This window comes from Bradyrhizobium sediminis (genome assembly GCF_018736105.1).
GTDB lineage: Bacteria > Pseudomonadota > Alphaproteobacteria > Rhizobiales > Xanthobacteraceae > Bradyrhizobium.
In genome coordinates, this window is the sequence record NZ_CP076135.1 from 1,789,739 (window position 1) to 1,807,149 (window position 17,411).

13 protein-coding genes and 1 pseudogene are annotated in these 17,411 nt (G+C 63.3%); 7 read left to right on the forward strand and 7 right to left on the reverse strand.

The window, feature by feature from the left end; all coding sequences use genetic code 11:
- Positions 1–601: 601 nt before the first annotated feature.
- From KMZ68_RS08660 to KMZ68_RS08675, 4 genes are all read right to left on the reverse strand, one after another.
- Positions 602–3,142, reverse strand: a complete 2,541-nt coding sequence (locus KMZ68_RS08660; RefSeq protein ID WP_215615375.1) for a branched-chain amino acid ABC transporter ATP-binding protein/permease — start codon at positions 3,140–3,142, stop codon at positions 602–604.
- Positions 3,139–4,014, reverse strand: coding sequence for a branched-chain amino acid ABC transporter permease (locus KMZ68_RS08665; protein WP_215615376.1), 876 nt, complete (start codon positions 4,012–4,014; stop codon positions 3,139–3,141). Before KMZ68_RS08665 ends, KMZ68_RS08660 begins: the two co-directional genes overlap by 4 nt.
- 192 nt (positions 4,015–4,206) lie before the next feature.
- Positions 4,207–5,451, reverse strand: a complete 1,245-nt coding sequence (locus tag KMZ68_RS08670) for an ABC transporter substrate-binding protein (RefSeq protein WP_215615377.1) — start codon at positions 5,449–5,451, stop codon at positions 4,207–4,209.
- A gap of 147 nt (positions 5,452–5,598) precedes the next feature.
- Positions 5,599–6,504: an IclR family transcriptional regulator gene (locus tag KMZ68_RS08675; RefSeq protein ID WP_249779568.1), complete on the reverse strand. Its 906-nt coding sequence runs from the start codon at positions 6,502–6,504 to the stop codon at positions 5,599–5,601.
- Between the two features lie 200 nt (positions 6,505–6,704).
- Between KMZ68_RS08675 and KMZ68_RS08680 the strand changes: the two genes are divergently transcribed.
- The 5 genes from KMZ68_RS08680 to KMZ68_RS08700 are packed head-to-tail and all read left to right on the forward strand — an operon-like array spanning position 6,705 to position 12,253.
- Positions 6,705–8,507: a thiamine pyrophosphate-binding protein gene (locus KMZ68_RS08680; RefSeq protein ID WP_249779569.1), complete on the forward strand. Its 1,803-nt coding sequence runs from the start codon at positions 6,705–6,707 to the stop codon at positions 8,505–8,507.
- Positions 8,508–8,566: 59 nt separating this feature from the next.
- Positions 8,567–9,271 (forward strand): SDR family oxidoreductase, encoded by a 705-nt coding sequence (locus KMZ68_RS08685; RefSeq protein ID WP_215615379.1) that lies wholly within the window; start codon positions 8,567–8,569, stop codon positions 9,269–9,271.
- Positions 9,272–9,293: 22 nt separating this feature from the next.
- A complete protein-coding gene (locus KMZ68_RS08690; RefSeq protein ID WP_215615380.1) occupies positions 9,294–9,677 on the forward strand; it encodes a cupin domain-containing protein in 384 nt (127 codons plus the stop codon).
- A 27-nt stretch (positions 9,678–9,704) separates the two neighbouring features.
- A complete protein-coding gene (locus tag KMZ68_RS08695; RefSeq protein WP_215615381.1) occupies positions 9,705–11,429 on the forward strand; it encodes an FAD-dependent oxidoreductase in 1,725 nt (574 codons plus the stop codon).
- Positions 11,426–12,253 carry a sugar phosphate isomerase/epimerase family protein gene (locus tag KMZ68_RS08700; protein ID WP_215615382.1) on the forward strand — a complete coding sequence of 276 codons (828 nt, stop codon included), beginning with the start codon at positions 11,426–11,428 and terminating at the stop codon, positions 12,251–12,253. Before KMZ68_RS08695 ends, KMZ68_RS08700 begins: the two co-directional genes overlap by 4 nt.
- Positions 12,254–12,264: 11 nt before the next feature.
- Here the strand turns inward: KMZ68_RS08700 and KMZ68_RS08705 are convergent, their stop codons facing one another.
- Positions 12,265–12,486, reverse strand: coding sequence for a hypothetical protein (locus KMZ68_RS08705; RefSeq protein ID WP_215615383.1), 222 nt, complete (start codon positions 12,484–12,486; stop codon positions 12,265–12,267).
- Between the two features lie 1,112 nt (positions 12,487–13,598).
- Here KMZ68_RS08705 and KMZ68_RS25990 point away from each other — a divergent pair.
- Positions 13,599–14,122 (forward strand): annotated as a pseudogene (locus KMZ68_RS25990) (diguanylate cyclase domain-containing protein).
- Between the two features lie 37 nt (positions 14,123–14,159).
- Here KMZ68_RS25990 and KMZ68_RS08715 read toward each other — a convergent pair.
- Positions 14,160–15,140 (reverse strand): Bug family tripartite tricarboxylate transporter substrate binding protein, encoded by a 981-nt coding sequence (locus KMZ68_RS08715; protein WP_215615384.1) that lies wholly within the window; start codon positions 15,138–15,140, stop codon positions 14,160–14,162.
- A 78-nt stretch (positions 15,141–15,218) separates the two neighbouring features.
- On the reverse strand, positions 15,219–16,022 hold the full coding sequence (locus tag KMZ68_RS08720) for an IclR family transcriptional regulator (RefSeq protein WP_215615385.1): 804 nt from the start codon (positions 16,020–16,022) through the stop codon (positions 15,219–15,221).
- Positions 16,023–16,133: 111 nt separating this feature from the next.
- Here KMZ68_RS08720 and KMZ68_RS08725 point away from each other — a divergent pair, with 111 nt between their 5' ends.
- Complete coding sequence (locus KMZ68_RS08725; RefSeq protein ID WP_215615386.1) at positions 16,134–17,411, forward strand: acyl-CoA dehydrogenase family protein; 1,278 nt, start codon at positions 16,134–16,136, stop codon at positions 17,409–17,411.

Genomic DNA, 17,411 nt, shown 5'->3' on the forward strand with positions numbered 1-17,411 from the left:
GCGGACGATTTCTCCGCCCCCGGCCGCGAGCTGAACCGCCCATCTGATTTTCCCGTCGGGTCGTTTTTCAAACACCCTGTCCAGCCCCATCTAGAAAAATAAATCGCTTCGCCGTCAGGTAGAAACACCATTATTGATTCCGTCATCCCGGCCCACTCGAGGGGCGTATCCGGATCGTCAGAGACGCGGGGCGGGATGCGGTGGACGCGGCAGCGTCGGGCGCGCAGGTGATCGCAGGGCGGGCTCGCTGAGTCTGTGAGCGAAGCACGGCGTGCAGACGAACGATGCTATCGCGTACGGTGAAGCCGTGTGGTCCTGGCACCCGGCATTCCCCACGCCCTCATTGGGTGGAAAATTCTTCAAAGCCTCGGGCGCCTCGCGCCGCGGGAGATAAACGCGTATCTGGAGATAGGGCGCCGTCGTTGTGAGGAGCACTTGCGACGAAGCAATCCAGCTTCCATCTTTTTTCATTGCGCGGCGAGATGGATTGCGTCGCTTCGCTCGCAATGACGGTGGTAATGTCGACGGTTGGATTGCTTTCGCGGAGCCTGTCATCGGGCACGCGACCCGCCGGCCCGCAATGACATCACATGCGTGGCTGTCACAGCCACAGAATCTTCTTGCGGTAATCCAGATCGATCAGCAGCGGGGTGGCCGGCCCCTCGTGAAACACCGCACCGCGCTCCAGCGCGAAGACGCGGTCGGCCAGCGCCAGCACCAGGTCGAGATTGTGCTCGACGATCACGATCGAGGTGTGCCGGCGCAACAGGTCGAACACTTTGAACAGTTCGAGGATCACGGTCGGCGCCAGGCCCTCGAACGGCTCGTCCAGCAGCAGCAGTTTGACGTTGCCCGACATCGCGCGCGCCACCGCCACCATCTGTTGCTCGCCGCCGGACAGGTAATCCGCCGCGACATCGAGCCGCTCCTTCAGGCGCGGGAAATAATCGAGGATCTGCTCCTCGCTCCACACCACGCCATGGCTGCCGTCGGTCTTGCGCGCCAGGCGGCCGAGCGAGAGATTTTCCCGCACGGTCATGCCGGCAAACAATCCGCGCCCCTGCGGCACGTAGCCGATTCCAGCGCGCGCGATATCCGGAGCGGGGAGGCCAGCGATATTGCGGCCCTCGAATTCCATCGTGCCGGACGCCAATGGCACCAGCCCGGCGATGGTCTTCAGGAGCGTGGACTTGCCGGCGCCGTTGCGCCCGAGCAGCGCGACGATCTCGCCTCCGCGAACGTCGAGCGTGGCGTCGTGAAGGATATGGCTCTTGCCGTAGAAGGTGTTGACGCCCTCGAAGCGCAGAACATGCGCCGCGCCTTCGCGGGCCTCGTCGCTGCGGCTGTGCTCGACCTCGGGAATGCCGGTGCCGGTATAGATCTCCTGCACCCGGCGGTTGGTGCGCACCGCTTCGGGCGTGCCGGTCATCAGCACTTCGCCCTGATTCATCACGGTGACTTGTTGCGAGAAACCGAGCACGCGATCGATGTCGTGCTCGACGATCAGGACCGGAATGTTGGCGGCCACGTTCTTGACCAGGTTGGAGACGCGTTCGCGCTCGGCGGCGGCAAGGCCCGCCAGCGGCTCGTCGAGCAACAGCACCTGCGGCTTGGAGCCGAGTGCGATGCCGAGATCGACCAGCCGTTGCCCGCCATAGGACAGCTCGCCGCCCTGGATTTCCTCGATGCCTTCCAGTCCAAGGAATTTTATGAGTGCGGCGGTCTCGGAATGAATCTGCGGATAGCTGTCGATGTCGCGCCAGATGTTGAAGCCGATTCTGTGCTGCGCCTGCAGCGACAGTCGCAAATTCTCGTAGATCGACAGTTCCTTGAACAGGTTTGTGATCTGAAACGAGCGTGCCAGACCCTGGTGGCAGATCAGGTCGGACGGCACGCCCTGGATCTCGCGGCCGTTGAGGCGCACGGTGCCCTGATCGGCCGGGTAGAGACCCGAGACCAGATTGAACAAGGTGGTCTTGCCGGCGCCGTTTGGGCCGATCAGCGCGTGGATTTCGCCGGCGCCGACCTCGAGGCTGGCGTTGGAGACGGCGCGGATACCGCCGAAATGTTTGGCGATGCCTTTGACCTCGAGCACGGTGCCCTTGAGGCTTTCCGGCCTCAGGAAATCCGGCAGCGGCAGGCCCTCGTAGATCTTGCGCCGGCTCATGGCCGCGGATTCTTCCGGCACCGGCCACCAGCGCCGGCTCAGCGTGGCCCAGATACCGACGAGGCCACCCGGCGAATACAGCACGAAGGCAACGAAGATCAGCCCGAACCAGAGTAGCCAGTCCGTGGTCCAGATAGAAAATAGCTCGCGGAACAGAAAGAAGAACAGCGCGCCGAGCGCGGGCCCGAGCATGCTGCGCATGCCGCCGATCACGACGATCGCGAGCAGCTCGCCGGAAAACGGCACCGAGACCGCTTCGGCCGAAACCAGGTAGTTCTGGAATCCGACCAGCGCGCCGGCGAGGCCGGTCACCACAGCCGATATCACGAACACGGCGAGCTTGTAGCGCTCGACCGGATAGCCTTGGAAGGTGGCGCGCAACTGGTTCTCGCGGATCGCGACCAGCACATGGCCGAACGGCGATCGCACCAGGCGCAGCAGCAGATAGAGCACGCCGAGCCCGATCAGCGCGACGACGATGTAATAGGTGAGCGCATTGTCGAGACTGAATGGCCCGATGCTGCCGCGCTTGAGGCCACCGAGACCATCCTCGCCGCCGGTGACGGCGGTCCAGCGGAACGCGGTGGTGTAGGTCAACGCGGCGAGCGCCAGCGTCAGCAGCGAGAAGTAGACGCCGCGCCGGCGCAGGATGATGACGCCGACGATGGTCGAGGAGATCGCGACCGCGACCATCGACAGCAGTAGCGGCAACCAGATCTGGCCGCCGAACCAGTGGAGCTGGATCAGGCCCGCGGCATAGGCGCCGATGCCGAACCAGGTGCCGTGGCCGAACGAGACGAGGCCGGTATAGCCGACGCAGAGGTTGAGCCCCATGGTGGCGATCGCCACCGCCACCACCATGATGCCGGTGTTGAGCGACAGGCCGAGCGCCTGCAGGCCGAACGGCAGCACGATCAGCGCGAGGGTTGCCAGTAGCAATGGCCGGTATTTCGACATCGGCGATGCGGTGGTCATTCGAATTTCTCGATACGCTCGCCAAGCAGACCACGTGGCCGCACCAGCAGGATCAGGAACATCAGGATGTAGATCGATGCTTCGCCGGCGGCGGGTGCAAAATGGATGGTGATGCCGCGCACGACGCCGACCAGCATGGCGGCGAGCACCACGCCCCAGAAGCTGCCGAGACCGCCGATCACGACCACGACAAAGGCGACTGTGATGATCTCGGCGCCCATCGCCGGGTGCACGATGGTGATCGGCGCAAAGAACGCGCCGCCCATCGCGGCCATGCCGACGCCGAGCATGACGATGGCGGTCATGTAGGGCTGCAGCCGGATGCCCAGCGCGGCCACCATGTCCGGCCGCTGGATGCCGGCGCGCACCACGCGGCCGAATGAAGTCTTGTGCAGCAGCAGCCAGACCGCGAGCAGTATCGCCGCGACCACGGCGAGGATCAGCAGGCGATAGCGCGAGAACAGGAAGTCACCGAGGATGACGGAGCCGCGAAACACCGGCGGGATCGACGCCGACAGCGGCGGCGCGCCCCAGACGATGCGGATCGCCTGCTCGGCGACCATGGCAAGGCCGAAGGTCACCAGCAGGCTGAGGATCGGATCGGCGGTATAGAAACGGCGCAGGATGAACCGCTCGAACAGGATGCCCAGCATCGCAACGGCGATCGGCGACAGCACCACGGCGGGGCCGAAGCCGAGATATTTGGTGATTTCGACCGAGGCATAGGCGCCGAGCGCATAGAACGCGCCATGCGCCAGGTTGACCACGCCGCCGACGCTGAAGATCAGCGACAGCCCGAGCGCAATCAGCAGATAATAGCCTCCGAGCACGAGGCCATTCACCACCTGCTCCAGCAAAAACCCGAACTGCATATGTGTTCCGCTGCCTTAGAGCGTTTTCCAGCGAAGCGGACACCGGCTCGCGTGAAGAAAACGCGTCATACAAGAGATAGAGCCTCGTTTCGATTCATTCGTCGGAACGGAAATGGCTCCAGAAAAAGCGGCGCCGGCCTTTCGGTGCCGGCGCCGTCGACGCCAACGAAGTCAGGCGTGCGAAGCGGAGCGCTATGCCTTCATCTCGCAGGGGTTCTGCACCTTGGTCGGGTAGATCTTTTCCAGGGGCTCGCTCGGCACCGGTACGGCGTTGCCGAGCACAAGCATGTCCCACTTGTCCTTCATTTCGTTCTTCGGCTTCACCGTGAACGGATAGGCCTCCTGAACCAGCTGATGGTCCCAGTTGCGGAAATAGCCCTTGCGCGCCTTCATGATGTCGAACTGCGTCTGCTTCTCGAAATGCGCGATCAGCGCTTCGCTGTCGGTCGACTTGAGCTCGTTCATCGCCTGCGCCAGCAGTTTGAGCGTGATGTAGTCGATCCAGGCGTGGTTTTCCGGTGGCTTGCCGTACTTCTTGCTGAAGGCGGCGACGAAGGCCTTGGAGGCGGGATTGTCGAGCGTGTGATACCAGACGGTCGGCCAGGTGCCGCTGAGATTGCCCTCGCCGGCGGCCCAGGCATCGCCGGTGTTGAGATTGAAGCCGACCAGCGGGTAGGGGAATCCGAACTCGGCATATTGCTTGACCAGGTTGGTCACCTGATTGCCGGCAAGGTTGCAGCACACCACGTCCGGTTTGGCCTGCCGGATCTTCAGGAGATAGGGGCTGAAGTCGGTGACGTCGGTCGCGATCAATTCGTCGCCGATCAGGTTGGCATTGTTGGCGGCGAAGAAGGTCTTGGCCGCCTTCAGCAGGTCGTGGCCAAAAATGTAGTCGGCGGTCAGCGTGAAGAACTTCTTGTCCTTCACCATGCCTTTTTGCAGCAGCGCGGTGCCGACGGCATTGACCATCACCGTGTTCGGAATGTCGCAGTGGAAGGAGTAGCGGTTGCAGCTCTTGCCGCGCAAAGCGTCGGAGCGCGCGCCTGTCGAGAAGAACACCTTCTTATTGCGTTCGGCGACCTGCATGATGGTGAGCGAGGATGCCGACGAGATTTCGCCAAGCAGCACCACGGCGCCGTCCTGCTCCAGCATGCGCTGTGCCTTGGTGGCGGCGGTGGCGGGATTGACCGAGTCTTCCGACATCAGGTCGATCTGCTTGCCCATGATGCCGCCGACCTGATTGATCTCTTCCGCAGCCAGTTTCACGCCCAACTGGGCATAGCTACCGATCGCGCCGAGAAATCCGGTCAGCGGCGTCACATGGCCGATCTTGATCGTGCTGGCCTGGGCGCGGACGATCGCCGGAAATCCGAGTGCCGATGCGCCGGCAAAGGCGGCGCCCCCCTTCAAAAGTGTACGTCGGCTGTAGCGGGTCATCGTTGGTCTCCTCCCAAAGGGCGTTTTCCGCGATGTCCCCCTTCAATCCGCATATGCGAGAATGTGAGAGACGTTTTTCTATTGTCGGATGATAGTTCCGGACGCGGAGGTTCCTGTCAACGCCAAATGCGGGCGCCGGCTTCGTCCTCAGGTGGATTTCGCGATATCCTTGGCGCCAAATTCGGCGGACAGCCGATTGGCCGCAGCCCGTATCGTCTTGGCATGATTTTGCAGCGCCTGAATCGAGAGCCGCCAGATCGGGCCGGATATGCCAAGCGCCCCGACGGTCTGGCCGGTAAAATCCATCACCGGTACGGCGATGCACCGCACTTCCGGATTGAACTCGCCATCGTCGAAGGCGATGCCGCTGTGCTTGATCTCGGCGATTTCGCGCATTAGCGCCGGAACGTCGGTGATCGATTTCTCGGTCGATGGTTTCAGGTCGACGCGTTCGAGAAACCGTTTCAACTGCTCCGGACGCAACGACGCCAGGATGATCTTGCCGAGTGCGGTGCAATGGGCCGGCCGTACCACGCCGACGCGGTCGGTCAGTTGAAATGCTCCGGGGCCGCTGGTGCGGGCGATCACCACCACGGCATCGCCCATTCGCACTGCAAAATGGCCACTTTCGCCGGTTTCCCGCGACAGATCCTCAAGCACCGGCGTCGCGACATTCACCATCTCGATCTCGTCGAGCGCGCTCGCCGCCAGTGCAAACAGCGGCCGGCCGACGCGGTATCGCTTGGAATCCTTTTCCTGGCGGATATAGCCGAGCGACACCATGGTCTTGGCAAGATGAAACGTGGTGGAGTTGTGCAGGCCGACCAGCTTGCTCAGGTCTGCCAGCCCGATCCCGTCACGATGACGCGCAACTTCCTCGAGGATGGCGAAGGCACGGCCGAGCGACTGAACGCCACCGCCGCGCTGGCGGTCGTCCGCGTCGTCATCGATATCAGCCTGTGGAGTTTTCACCAGCTTGGCGATCGCTGACTTGCGCGGGCTTGCCGGCTTCTCATTGGCCTTTGGCTTGGTACGCGGTCTCACAGATCTCATCTCCACGCGACGGTGCCGCACTCTATCAGGCCATCGGAACGGCTGAACAGCGCCCTGATCTTCCTCTTCAGCGTCGATGTTGAGCATACCACAATATCAATTGACGTACAGTATTATGAGAAATAGGTTTCGCGCGCCGGGCGGCAATGTCACAGACGAGCCGCAGACTTGGGTAGTTGAGCGAGCAGGAGAGTAAGGCAATGGTGGCAGGTAATACGCTCAATGGCGCCCAGGTTATCGTCGATTATCTGATCCAGGAGAAGGTGCCGCAGGTGTTCGGCCTGTGCGGTCACGGCAATATCCAGTTCATCGACGCGCTCTATGAGCGCTCCGACGAACTCAAGACCATCTCGGTGCATCACGAGAGCGTCGCCGGCTTCATGGCGGACGTCTATTACCGTGTTTCGGGCCGGCCGACCGCCACCTTCACCTCCTGCGGCCCCGGCTCGGCGAACCTGCCGATCTCGCTCGGCAATGCGTTTCTCGATTCGGTGCCGTTCCTGGCGGTGACCGGCAACGTGCCGACCAGCCAGTTCAACCGCGGTGCGTTCCAGGAACTGTACCGGCATTATCAGGCCGACTTTCCCTCCACGGTACGGTCCTATTGCAAGAAGGTGTTCCAGCCGACGCGCGGCGAGATGGTGCCGCTTGCGATGCGGCAGGCCTGGAAGACCATGACGACGGGCCGTCCGGGGCCGGTGGTGCTGGATGTCCCCTTCGACGTCTTCATGGAATCGGCCGCCGAGGAGGCGCCGAATGCGAAGGCCTGGAACGGCAATATTTCGAGCCGCTGCGGCGCTGATCCCGAAGGCGTGGTGAAGGCAGTCGACATGCTGCTCGGTGCCGAGCGGCCGGTCATGATCGTCGGCCAGGGCGTGCGCTATGGCGGCGCGGCCGAGGAATTACTGAGTCTCGCGGAGCGACTGCAGATTCCTGTGGCGGCGTCCGCCTCGGGCCTCGGCGCCATCGACTGCAATCATCCGCTGGCGCTCGGTCTCGTCGCGCGCGCCGGCCATTACCAGGCCAATCATGCCACGCGCCAGGCCGACGTGCTGCTGGCGATAGGGATGCGCTTCGACGATCGCACCTCGAGTTCGTGGATTCCAGGCTATTCCTTCAACATTCCGCCAACGCAGCTCATTCACGTCGACATCGATCCGGACGAGATCGGCCGCAACTATCCGGTCGCGCTCGGCCTGATGGCCGATGTGCGCACCTTCCTGCGGCAGGTTCATGCCGAACTCGACCGCCGCGCCGACCTCACCAAGCGCGCCGATGCCCGCAAGAAATGGCTGGCGCAGATCGACACCTATCGCCAGGAATGGGACAAGTTCGTCGCCCCCGGTTTTTCCGACGACACCACGCCGATCAACCCGCAGCGCGCCGCGCTCGAGATCGACAAGGCGCTGCCGGAAGACGCGATCCTGGTCTCCGACATCGGCGTGCACCACAACTGGCTCTTGAGTTTCTGCAAGCCGAAGCGGCCGGACTCGCTGATCGGTTCGATGGGGTTCGGTCCGATGGGATTCGGCGTCGCCGGCGTGATGGGTGCGAAGTTTGCGGCCCCCGACCGGCCCTGCGTGTCGGTGTGCGGCGACGGCGCGTTTTTCATGCATGCCAATGTGCTGGGAACGGCGGTCGAATATAATCTGCCGGTGGTCTGGGTGGTCTGGAACAACTACGCCTATGCTTCGATCCGCGGCCTGCAGCGCGGCTATCTCGGCGGCCGCGAACTCGCCACCGACTTCCACGATCCGACCACCGGCGCGCGTTACAATCCGGATTTCGCCGCCATGGCGCGCTCCTGCGGCGTCGAAGGCGTCCGCGTCGATCGCGCCGGCGATATCGGCGAAGCCATCCGCACGGGCATCGCCGCCAACAAGCCCTATCTGATCGACGTCGATATCGCCGCCGACATCAACCCCGCCGGCGCCGGCATCTGGGAGCTTCCGGGTCTCGGCCGAAGCAAGCCGGGCATCGGGACGCGATTCGATCCGACCTGATCAAGTTCGCACCGATGCGGTTCTCTATTCCGCCAACAACATAACATCGAGGAAACAGCATGTTGCTTGCAGGCAAGAAGGTCGTCGTCGTCGGAGGTTCGTCCGGTATCGGTCTTGCGACCGCCGAACTCGCCAAGCGGGAAGGCGCCGATGTCGTCATTGCCTCCCGCAATGCCGAGCGCCTCAATGCGGTTGCGGAGAAATCGGGGGTGAAGGCGATCCCGGCGGATGTCACCAGTGACGAGAGCGTCGCCAGCCTTTTCCGCGCCTGCGGCCAAGTCGACCATGTCGTCGTCACGGCAGCGCAACTGCGCACCGGCCCGTTCAAGACGGTCGCGATGGAAGACGTGCGTGCCACCATGGAAGGCAAGTTCTGGGGCGCCTGGCGCGTGGCCCGATCGGCCGACATCCGCCCCGGCGGATCGCTGACGCTGGTCTCGGGATTCCTGAGTGTCCGTCCGCGGCCGAACTCCGCCATTGTCGGCGCCGCCAATGGCGCGATCGAATCGCTGGCCCGAAGCCTCGCGCTCGAGCTCGCGCCGGTGCGGGTCAATGCCGTGTCGCCGGGGATCATCGATACGCCGATCCGCGCCGCGATGCCGGAAGAAGCGCGCCGCGACATGCTGGCCAAGACGGCGGCCGGCCTTCCCGTCGGACGCGTCGGCGTCGGCGAGGATATTGCGCGCCAGATCCTGGCGTTCATGACGATCGGCTTTGCGACGGGGTCGATCGTCTATATCGATGGGGGCGCGCTGATCGCCTGATCCTGGAAAAGGAATTACGACCATGGCCTCAGAAAGTAACGGCGCCTTCATCCGCAACATCGCCGAAGTACCCTGGCGCGAATTCCCCAATCATTTCGGCGGCGCCCTGTCGAAGCCTCTGGTGATGCCGGAGACGGCGGGCTCGCGTCACCTCGATTACCGGATCTCGATGTATCAGCCGATGGCGCATGTCGCGAGGCACAAGCATCAGGTTCAGGAGCAGATCTATCACGTGCTCGAAGGCGAAGGGCTGATGGAGATCGCCGGCAAGAACCACGTCGTGCGCAAGCACGATTTCATCTTCCTGCCGCCCGGCGTCGAGCATGCCATCTCGAATTCGGGCCTGGTCGATCTGGTGTTTCTGGTGATCACTTCGCCGGTTACCGATGAAGGCAAAGCCGTCTAGCTGCATCTTCAACTGCGCGGTCCAAGCATGATGCCGGCTTCCGACGCTTACGATGTCATCGTTATTGGCGCCGGTGCCGGTGGCATGACGGCCGCTGCGGTCGCCGCCGCGGAGGGGCTGAGCGTTCTCCTGATCGAGAAGACCGAATTTGTCGGGGGAACGACGGCGTGGTCGGGCGGGATGATCTGGATCCCTGATAATGCCCTGATGATGCGGGCGGGCTTGCCCGACAGTCCGTCCGATGCCGCCAAATATCTCGCCAGCACCGTCCCCGAAATCGAAAACGCCGAGCTGCGGGAGACCTTTCTTTCGCGCGGCCCCGAGGCGATCGAGTATCTCGAAGCGAACACCGAAATCCGGCTGCAGCCGGTGAAGGTCTATCCCGACTATTATCCGGACAAGCCGGGCGCCACGGCCGGTGGCCGCGTGCTTGAGCCCGTCAGCTTCGACGGCGCAAGGCTCAGGGAGAAGTTTGGGCGGCTGCGTCCGCCGTTGCCGGAATTCACGCTGTTCGGCGGCATGATGGTCAATCGGCTCGACATTCCGCACCTGCGCAGGATCGGGCGTTCGCTGCGCTCCACCCTGCGTTCGCTGCGCCTGATTTCGCAATATGCGATGCAGCGGCTTCACTCGCCCCGAGGAACCACGCTGCATCTGGGCAATGCGCTGGCGGCGCGTCTCTATGCTTCGCTGCTCGCGCGAAACGTCGACATCCTGTTCGGTACAGATGTCGAGCAGCTCTCGATCGACGGCGATGCCGTTCGCGGCGTGCGGATCAAAGGTGCGTCTGGCGCCCGGTCGATCGCCGCGCACAGGGGCGTCGTGCTGGCAACTGGGGGATTCTCCCATGATGCGGAGCTTCGCAGACGTTTCTTTCCTGATGCCGCAGGTTTCATTTCCGCGACGTCGCCGGCCGGGACCGGCGACGGTTTGCGTCTTGCCATGGCCGGCGGCGCTGACATCGGCACCAGCGTTGCGGATCCGGCCTATTGGGTGCCAGCGTCGCTGTTCCGGCGCGCGGACGGCAGTTGGGGCGTTTTCCCGCATACCGTTACCGACCGGGCGAAGCCCGGCGTGATTGCGGTCAATGCGTCGGGCAGGCGCTTCGTCAACGAAGCGCTGTCCTATCACGAGTTCGTCCGCGCCATGCTCTCCGACGGCAACGACCCCACGGGGCGGCCGTTCCACCTCATCTGCGACCGCCAGTTTCTCTGGACCTACGGACTTGGCCGTATCAGGCCCTTCAGCTGGCGGATCCGGCGATACATCGGAACTGGCGAGTTGATCGAAGCGTCGAGCATTGAGGCGCTTGCCGACTTGATCGGCGTCGAGAAATCGGCACTCTCGGGAACCGTGGACAAGTACAACGCGGGTGCGCGGCAGGGGCTCGACCCGGAATTCGGGCGCGGCAGCACCATCTATCAGCGCCATCTCGGCGACGCCGGCCATCTGCCCAATCCCTGCGTCGCGCCGATCGAGCAAGCGCCATTCTACGCGCTGCGCATCTATCCGGCGGATCTCGGCACCGCCGTTGGCCTCAAGACGGATATTCATGCGAGAGTCCTGGGCAAGAATGACGCTCCGATCGCTGGCCTTTATGCTTGCGGCAACGACATGGGATCGATCATGAACGGAAACTATCCGGGGCCCGGCATCACGCTCGGGCCGGCTCTGACATTCGGCTACGTCGTCGGGCGTCACCTCGCACAGACCGATGCAACGCCGTCCATGCGGCAAGGAGGACAAGCATGACCAGCATGGCCGCGGGCTTTGGCGTGAACACATACTCCTACATCTTTAGCGGCAGTGCCGCCGATGCTGTCGCGCGACTCGCGGATCAGGGTTACGGTGGCGTCGAACTGATGTTTTTTCCGGGCCATCTATGGCCGGCGGAACTCGACGCCGCTTCGCTCCGCAACTTGCGCAATCTCTGCGAAGCGCGGCTACGGCTGGTGTCCGTCAACATGCCGAACGTCGACATGAATATAGCCGCGGCCGCGGAGGAAATGCGGGCCCATACCCTCGGTCTCCTGGTTCAGTTCGTCCGCTGCGCCGGTGAGCTCGGCGCCGGCGGGATCATTATCGGCCCCGGCAAGCCCAATCCGTTGTTTCCGATGCCGCGTGACCGCATGGTCTCCCATTTCTATCGCGCGCTGGACCGGCTTGCGCCGCTGGCGCGGGAGGTCGGCACGAAGCTCCTGATCGAGAACATGCCGTTTGCGTTCCTGCCCGACGCGGAGTCGTTGATGAACATCGTCGATGGTTACGGGGACGACAGCATCCGCGCCATCTACGACGTTGCGAATGCTCATTTCATCGGCGAATCGCCCGTGGAAGGATTGCAGCGTGTCTGTGACCGCGTCAGCCTCGTGCATTTCTCCGATACGACCCGGCAAAGCTACAAGCACGATCCCCTCGGATGCGGCGACGTTCCGCTGACGGGCATCGCCGATGTCATGAAGGAGATCGGCTGCACCGAGCTGCCGATGCTGGAAGTGATCTCGCACACACCGGATGCCGATATTGCCGATAGCTGCAGGCGGCTCCGGCAGGCGGGATTTGGCGCCAACGCATGAGACCCGGCATGTCAGGCCGCCACGTCCCAAAGCTGCGGTGAACCTCGCAGCAGCACGCTGCGGCCTTTGGGCGTGATGACCGGGCAATCGCCGTTGATGGCCGCAAGCTGCAGCGCGATGAGGCTCTCGATGACCCGGCGGTTTACAATTTGGCGTTCCGCCGCAGGCAGGCGAATCGCCTTCAGCGCTTCCCATTGATCCCGCGTCAGGTCGTAGTCGAGTTCCGCGTTCATGATCGCCTCAAAGAGGATTATTCTGCGCGTGTCGTACAGAGACACCATGAACGGGATGCGACGACATTGAGTCCGGATTTCGATCAAGCCGCTGTTTGGAATCGTTGTGGATTGAAATGGACGGTAACGCAGCGGTCACAATAAATTGTCTAGGGAGACAGATCATCCTGATCCAACTCGCGACACTCATCCTGGGTGTCCATTGTGACGCCGTCGCTGATCTTTCCGCCGGTCTGCGGATTCGCGGTCACGGCAGCGACCGGGCTATCGTCGAAATTCTGCAAGCGAATGTCGCTTTTGTCCCCGCAGTGGCTCATCAGGCGTTGAGATCGCCCGGCAACAACGGTCGGCTCATGTGGTAAACGCTCATTTAATTGTCGGTTCCGATAAAATTTGATCGACCTGCGAGGCCGTAGCTTTACGGCTTTGCCTTAACGTGCGGCTCCAGGATTGGGGGCTACATGTTTTCTGCCATGAAATTTGGCCGTCGGGCCGGCCCTGTTCCGGATGCGGTGTATTCGGAGATCATCGCCACGCTCTATGGCACGCTGGTCCCGATCGTGTTCGCAGGCGTGGCACAGGCCATTGTCGGAATGATCACCGCGCGGGAGACCGGAGACATCGTTACCGCGGCACTGGCGGCCGTTGGCGTGATGGCTGCCGCCGTACGCACCCTTGACGTCCTCGCCTACCGGCGGCGCATCGGCGAAGCGCCTTCAATTGATCGGGCCGAAGCGGTCAGGTGGGAGTGGCGCTATGCCGCCGGAAGCGTCGTCACGGCGCTGATCGTCGGGCTTGCCGCCGCGCGCGGCCTGATGCTCGATGATGCCATTTGTTCGGTGATGGCGATCGGCGTCGCCTTTGGATTTGGCGCCGGCGTCGTCGCGCGCCTTTCGCTTCGTCCGGCTGTCGCCATTGCCGATCTGCTCGCGACCGGTCTGCCCGTCATCATCGTGACCCTGACGGTGCCGGATCTTCGTCACTTCGGACTTGGAGTCCTGCTGGCGATCTATCTGGGGTGCAGCCTGGAAATGGTCCGGCTAAGCTATAGATCCACCATCAGCCAGATCACGCTGAAGCAGCAATTCGAACAGCTCGCGCGGCTCGATCCGATGACCGGCGTTTTCAACCGCTCCGTGCTGGACACGGAGCTGGTCGAAATGGCTGCCGGGCGAGAGACAGGCGTCGCAGTCCATGCCATCGATCTCGATCACTTCAAGGCCGCCAACGACCGCTTCGGCCATCCCGTAGGCGATGCCTTGCTCAAACAGAACGGCTGAAGTCGATTGCCCAGCCGGGCGATCTTATCGTTCGCATGGGCGGTGACGAATTCATTCTTGTGCAGAAATATGTTCCCAGCCGCCAGGATGCGGAAGCGATGGCGCGGCGAATCTTCGAGTCAGTTTGCGCGCCTTATCGTGTCGGCGGCCATGAAATCGTGATCGGCGCCAGCATCGGCGTGGCGCTGTCGCCCGACGACGGCCAGTCGGTCGAGGCATTGCTGGTGAGTTCCGACGCGGCCCTCTACCAGGCCAAGGAAAACCGCGGCGGCTATGTCTTTGCTGACAAGCTGCTTGCCGAGGTCAGGGCGAGGGCTGGATCGGCCAAAGCCGCCGATCGCGAGCTTGCCGCCTGAGGCGGCCCGCGCGGTGCGATGACATCGTGACATCGTCTCATTGCGGCGTCATGCCGGAGGCCTTGACGACGGAAGTCAGCTTGTCGTAGTCGGCCTTCATCAGGGCAGCGAGTTCCTTCAGCGACGTCGGCTTGCCCGGGATGTCGGCCACCGCGAGCTGGCGCTGAACGTCGGGATTGACCAGCGCCTTGTTGATGGCCTGATTGATTTGCTCGGCGAGCGCGTCCGGCGTCGCCGAAGGCACATAGATCCCGTACCAGGAGACGTAGTGGGCCCCGGGGTAGCCTGCCTCGGCGATCGTCGGCACATCGGGCAAGTCGGCGATGCGTTTCTCCGTGAACACCGCGAGCGGCTTGATGGTGCCTTGCCTGATATGCGGCAGCGCGAGCGCCAGCGATACGATCTCGAAATGCATCAGGTTGGTGATGAGATCGATCAGCGCCGGCGGCTGGCCCTTGTAGCCGACATTGGTCAGCTTGATGCCGGTGGTCTGGAACAGTTTCTGCGCGGTCAGGTCGATCGACGAGCCGGTGCCGGGATTGCCGAAATTGTAGTGGCCAGGTTTGCTTCGCGCCAGTTCCACGAACTCGCCGAGGGTCTTGACCGGCAGCGATGAGTTCACGACGGCCACGCTCTGATTCCAGATCGCCAGACCGACGCATTTGAAACCCTGCATCGCATCCCAGCCGGCATCCTTGTACAGGGTGGGATTGACCAGCACCGCCGGTCCCGTGACCAGCCAGGTGTAGCCGTCAGGCTCGCTGCGCGCGACCGATGCGGTGCCGATGTTGCTGTTGCCGCCGGGCCTTGCCTCCACGACGATCGCCTGCTTCAGGTCGCGACCGATCTGCTCGGTCACGGTGCGGGCGACGATGTCGACGATGCCGCCGGCGGGGTAGGGCACCACGATGTGGATCGGCCGGTTCGGATAATTGCCCTGCGCCTGCGCGTCAGCGCCGATGCCCAGCAGCACGCCGGCTGCGCCGGCGGCAAGGCCGAAGGCCCGGATTCCTCTCATTCTCCCCTCCCATCGTTTCATTTCATTCCGGCCGTTGTGGCGCGATTGTCCCGCGCTCTGGACCGATGCGGCGTTTCCTCAAACGTTGGTGACAAGCGACCTGATGCTGCGGGCGAGGCCGAGGATGCGCGGCCCGCATTCGCGCTCGATCTGCTCGGCGCTGAAACGAAACGAGGGAATGCCGCAATTCACGGACAGACAATCGCCGGCCGGCGTGCGGTAGAGCGGTGCGGCGACGCCGAAGATTTCACGCCGCCATTCGCCGAGCGAAACCGCGAAACCCCGCTCCTTGCAGAGCTCCATGTCGGGCAAGGTCCGCGACTGCACGTATTTCAACTCCTCCGGACGTTCTGCCTTCACGGCTTGCAAATAGGCCTGCAATTCATCCTTGGTGTACAGCGACAGCAGCGCGCGGCCGACCGCGGTGGTCGCCATCGTTCCGGTAAAGCCGACATCGGGAACGTGCGGCACGGCGTCGGTGGTGCGCAGCGTCTCGACATAGATGAAGTCGAGCCCGAACGGCATCGCGATCGAAACCGTGCCGCCGGTGTAGGCCGCAAAATCGCGCATCAGCGGGCGCGCCAGCTGCCGGACTTTGAGTGCCGAAAGCACGGGGTAGGCGGCGGCCAGGATGCCGAGGCCGAGCTCGAAGCGTCCCTTGGCGTCGCGCTTGAGGTAGCCGAGCTGCGCCAGCGTGTGCGTCAGCCGCGACACGGTCGGCCGCGACAGGCCGGTGCTGGCAGCGAGATCCGCATTCGACAGCGAGCCGGTGCTGTTGCGGAAGGCGGCGAGCACGTCGAGCCCATGCGCCAGCGTCGTCGCAAACGACGGATCGTTTTGATCTGCCTCGGCTTTCGGCCGGGTAGCCGCGGATCGGCTCAAGGACGATGTCGATGCCATGCGAAATATTGGACACAATATACAGTATTGTCAATATATCGAAACAAATTTGCAATTCATTTCGACATACGTTTAGATGCCCTGGGAGGCAGTATGGATTTCGATCTATCGGAGCGGTCGGAGCAGTGGCGGAAACGGCTTTCCGCGTTCTTCGATTCCGAAGTGCTGCCGCGCCATCGCGTCTGGCTCGAACACACCGCAGCCAGCCGCGAAACTCCGCCGTTCATCGCCGAGCTGCAGCAGAAGGCGCGCGCGGCGGGATTGTGGAACCTCGGCCTGCCCGAGCTGGCGCCCGACGAGCCGGGGACACGGCTTTCAAATCTCGAATATGCGCCGCTCGCCGAGATCATGGGACGGCTGTTCTGGGCTTCCGAGGTCTTCAACTGTCAGGCGCCCGACGTGCCCAACATGATCGCGCTGCAGAACTGCGCGACGCCGGAACAGAAGGCGCGCTGGCTGCGGCCGCTGCTCGAGGCCAGGACCCGCTCTGCCTTCGGCATGACCGAGCCCGATGTGGCCTCGTCGGATGCGACCAATATCGCCACCCGCATGGTGCGCGACGGCGACGACTACGTCATCAACGGCCGCAAATGGTTCATCACCGGTGCTGCGCATCCGCGCTGCAGCTTCCTGATCGTGATGGGGGTGACCAATTCCGACGCCGAGCGTACCCGCCGCCATTCCTGCATCATCGTGCCGATGGACGCGCCCGGCCTCCGCCTGGTGCGACCGCTGCGCTGGATGGGCTGCGAGGATCACACCGCTCCGATCGGCGAGCTCGCCTTCGACAATGTCCGCGTTTCCGCGGCGAACCTGCTCGGCGCCGAAGGCGAGGGCTTCAAGGTGGCGCAGATCCGCCTCGGGCCGGCGCGAATTCATCATTGCATGCGCTCGATCGGGCTGTGCGAACTGCTGATCGAGCTGATGATGGTGCGCTCGGCCGAGCGCTCCGCATTCGGACGCAGCGTCATTCAGTACGACACCGTGCAGCGCTGGATCGCCGAGTCCCGCGTCGAACTCGAGCAGGCGCGGCTGCTGGCCTATCGCTGCGCGTGGCGGCTTGACCAGGCCGGCCACCACGGCGCAAGTTCTTCAACTAAGAATTGGCGCGACGTCTCGCTGATCAAGGTCGCGGTCCCCGCGATGCTGCAGCGGATCGCCGACCGCGCCCTGCAGGTGTTCGGCGCGATGGGCGGATCCGATGATGCGCCGATCCACCAGGCGCTGGCCTGGGGACGGCTGCTCCGGATCGGTGATGGGCCGGATGAAGTGCACCTGCGGCAGATTTTCCGGATGGAGGCGATGCCGCCCTGGTCGATCGCGGACTCGCCCTATCTCGCGGCGCATCCATCGCAAAGAAACCAACTCTGA

Excerpts from the sequence above, each read along its gene's own strand:
- KMZ68_RS08675 (WP_249779568.1), bottom strand. The coding sequence starts at position 6,504 with ATGAGATCTGTGAGACCGCGTACCAAGCCAAAGGCCAATGAGAAGCCG.
- KMZ68_RS08660 (WP_215615375.1), bottom strand. The coding sequence starts at position 3,142 with ATGACCACCGCATCGCCGATGTCGAAATACCGGCCATTGCTACTGGCA.
- KMZ68_RS08700 (WP_215615382.1), top strand. The coding sequence starts at position 11,426 with ATGACCAGCATGGCCGCGGGCTTTGGCGTGAACACATACTCCTACATC.
- KMZ68_RS08715 (WP_215615384.1), bottom strand. The coding sequence starts at position 15,140 with ATGAGAGGAATCCGGGCCTTCGGCCTTGCCGCCGGCGCAGCCGGCGTG.
- KMZ68_RS08670 (WP_215615377.1), bottom strand. The coding sequence starts at position 5,451 with ATGACCCGCTACAGCCGACGTACACTTTTGAAGGGGGGCGCCGCCTTT.
- KMZ68_RS08690 (WP_215615380.1), top strand. The coding sequence starts at position 9,294 with ATGGCCTCAGAAAGTAACGGCGCCTTCATCCGCAACATCGCCGAAGTA.
- KMZ68_RS08665 (WP_215615376.1), bottom strand. The coding sequence starts at position 4,014 with ATGCAGTTCGGGTTTTTGCTGGAGCAGGTGGTGAATGGCCTCGTGCTC.
- KMZ68_RS08685 (WP_215615379.1), top strand. The coding sequence starts at position 8,567 with ATGTTGCTTGCAGGCAAGAAGGTCGTCGTCGTCGGAGGTTCGTCCGGT.
- KMZ68_RS08725 (WP_215615386.1), top strand. The coding sequence starts at position 16,134 with ATGGATTTCGATCTATCGGAGCGGTCGGAGCAGTGGCGGAAACGGCTT.
- KMZ68_RS08680 (WP_249779569.1), top strand. The coding sequence starts at position 6,705 with ATGGTGGCAGGTAATACGCTCAATGGCGCCCAGGTTATCGTCGATTAT.
- KMZ68_RS08705 (WP_215615383.1), bottom strand. The coding sequence starts at position 12,486 with ATGAACGCGGAACTCGACTACGACCTGACGCGGGATCAATGGGAAGCG.
- KMZ68_RS08695 (WP_215615381.1), top strand. The coding sequence starts at position 9,705 with ATGATGCCGGCTTCCGACGCTTACGATGTCATCGTTATTGGCGCCGGT.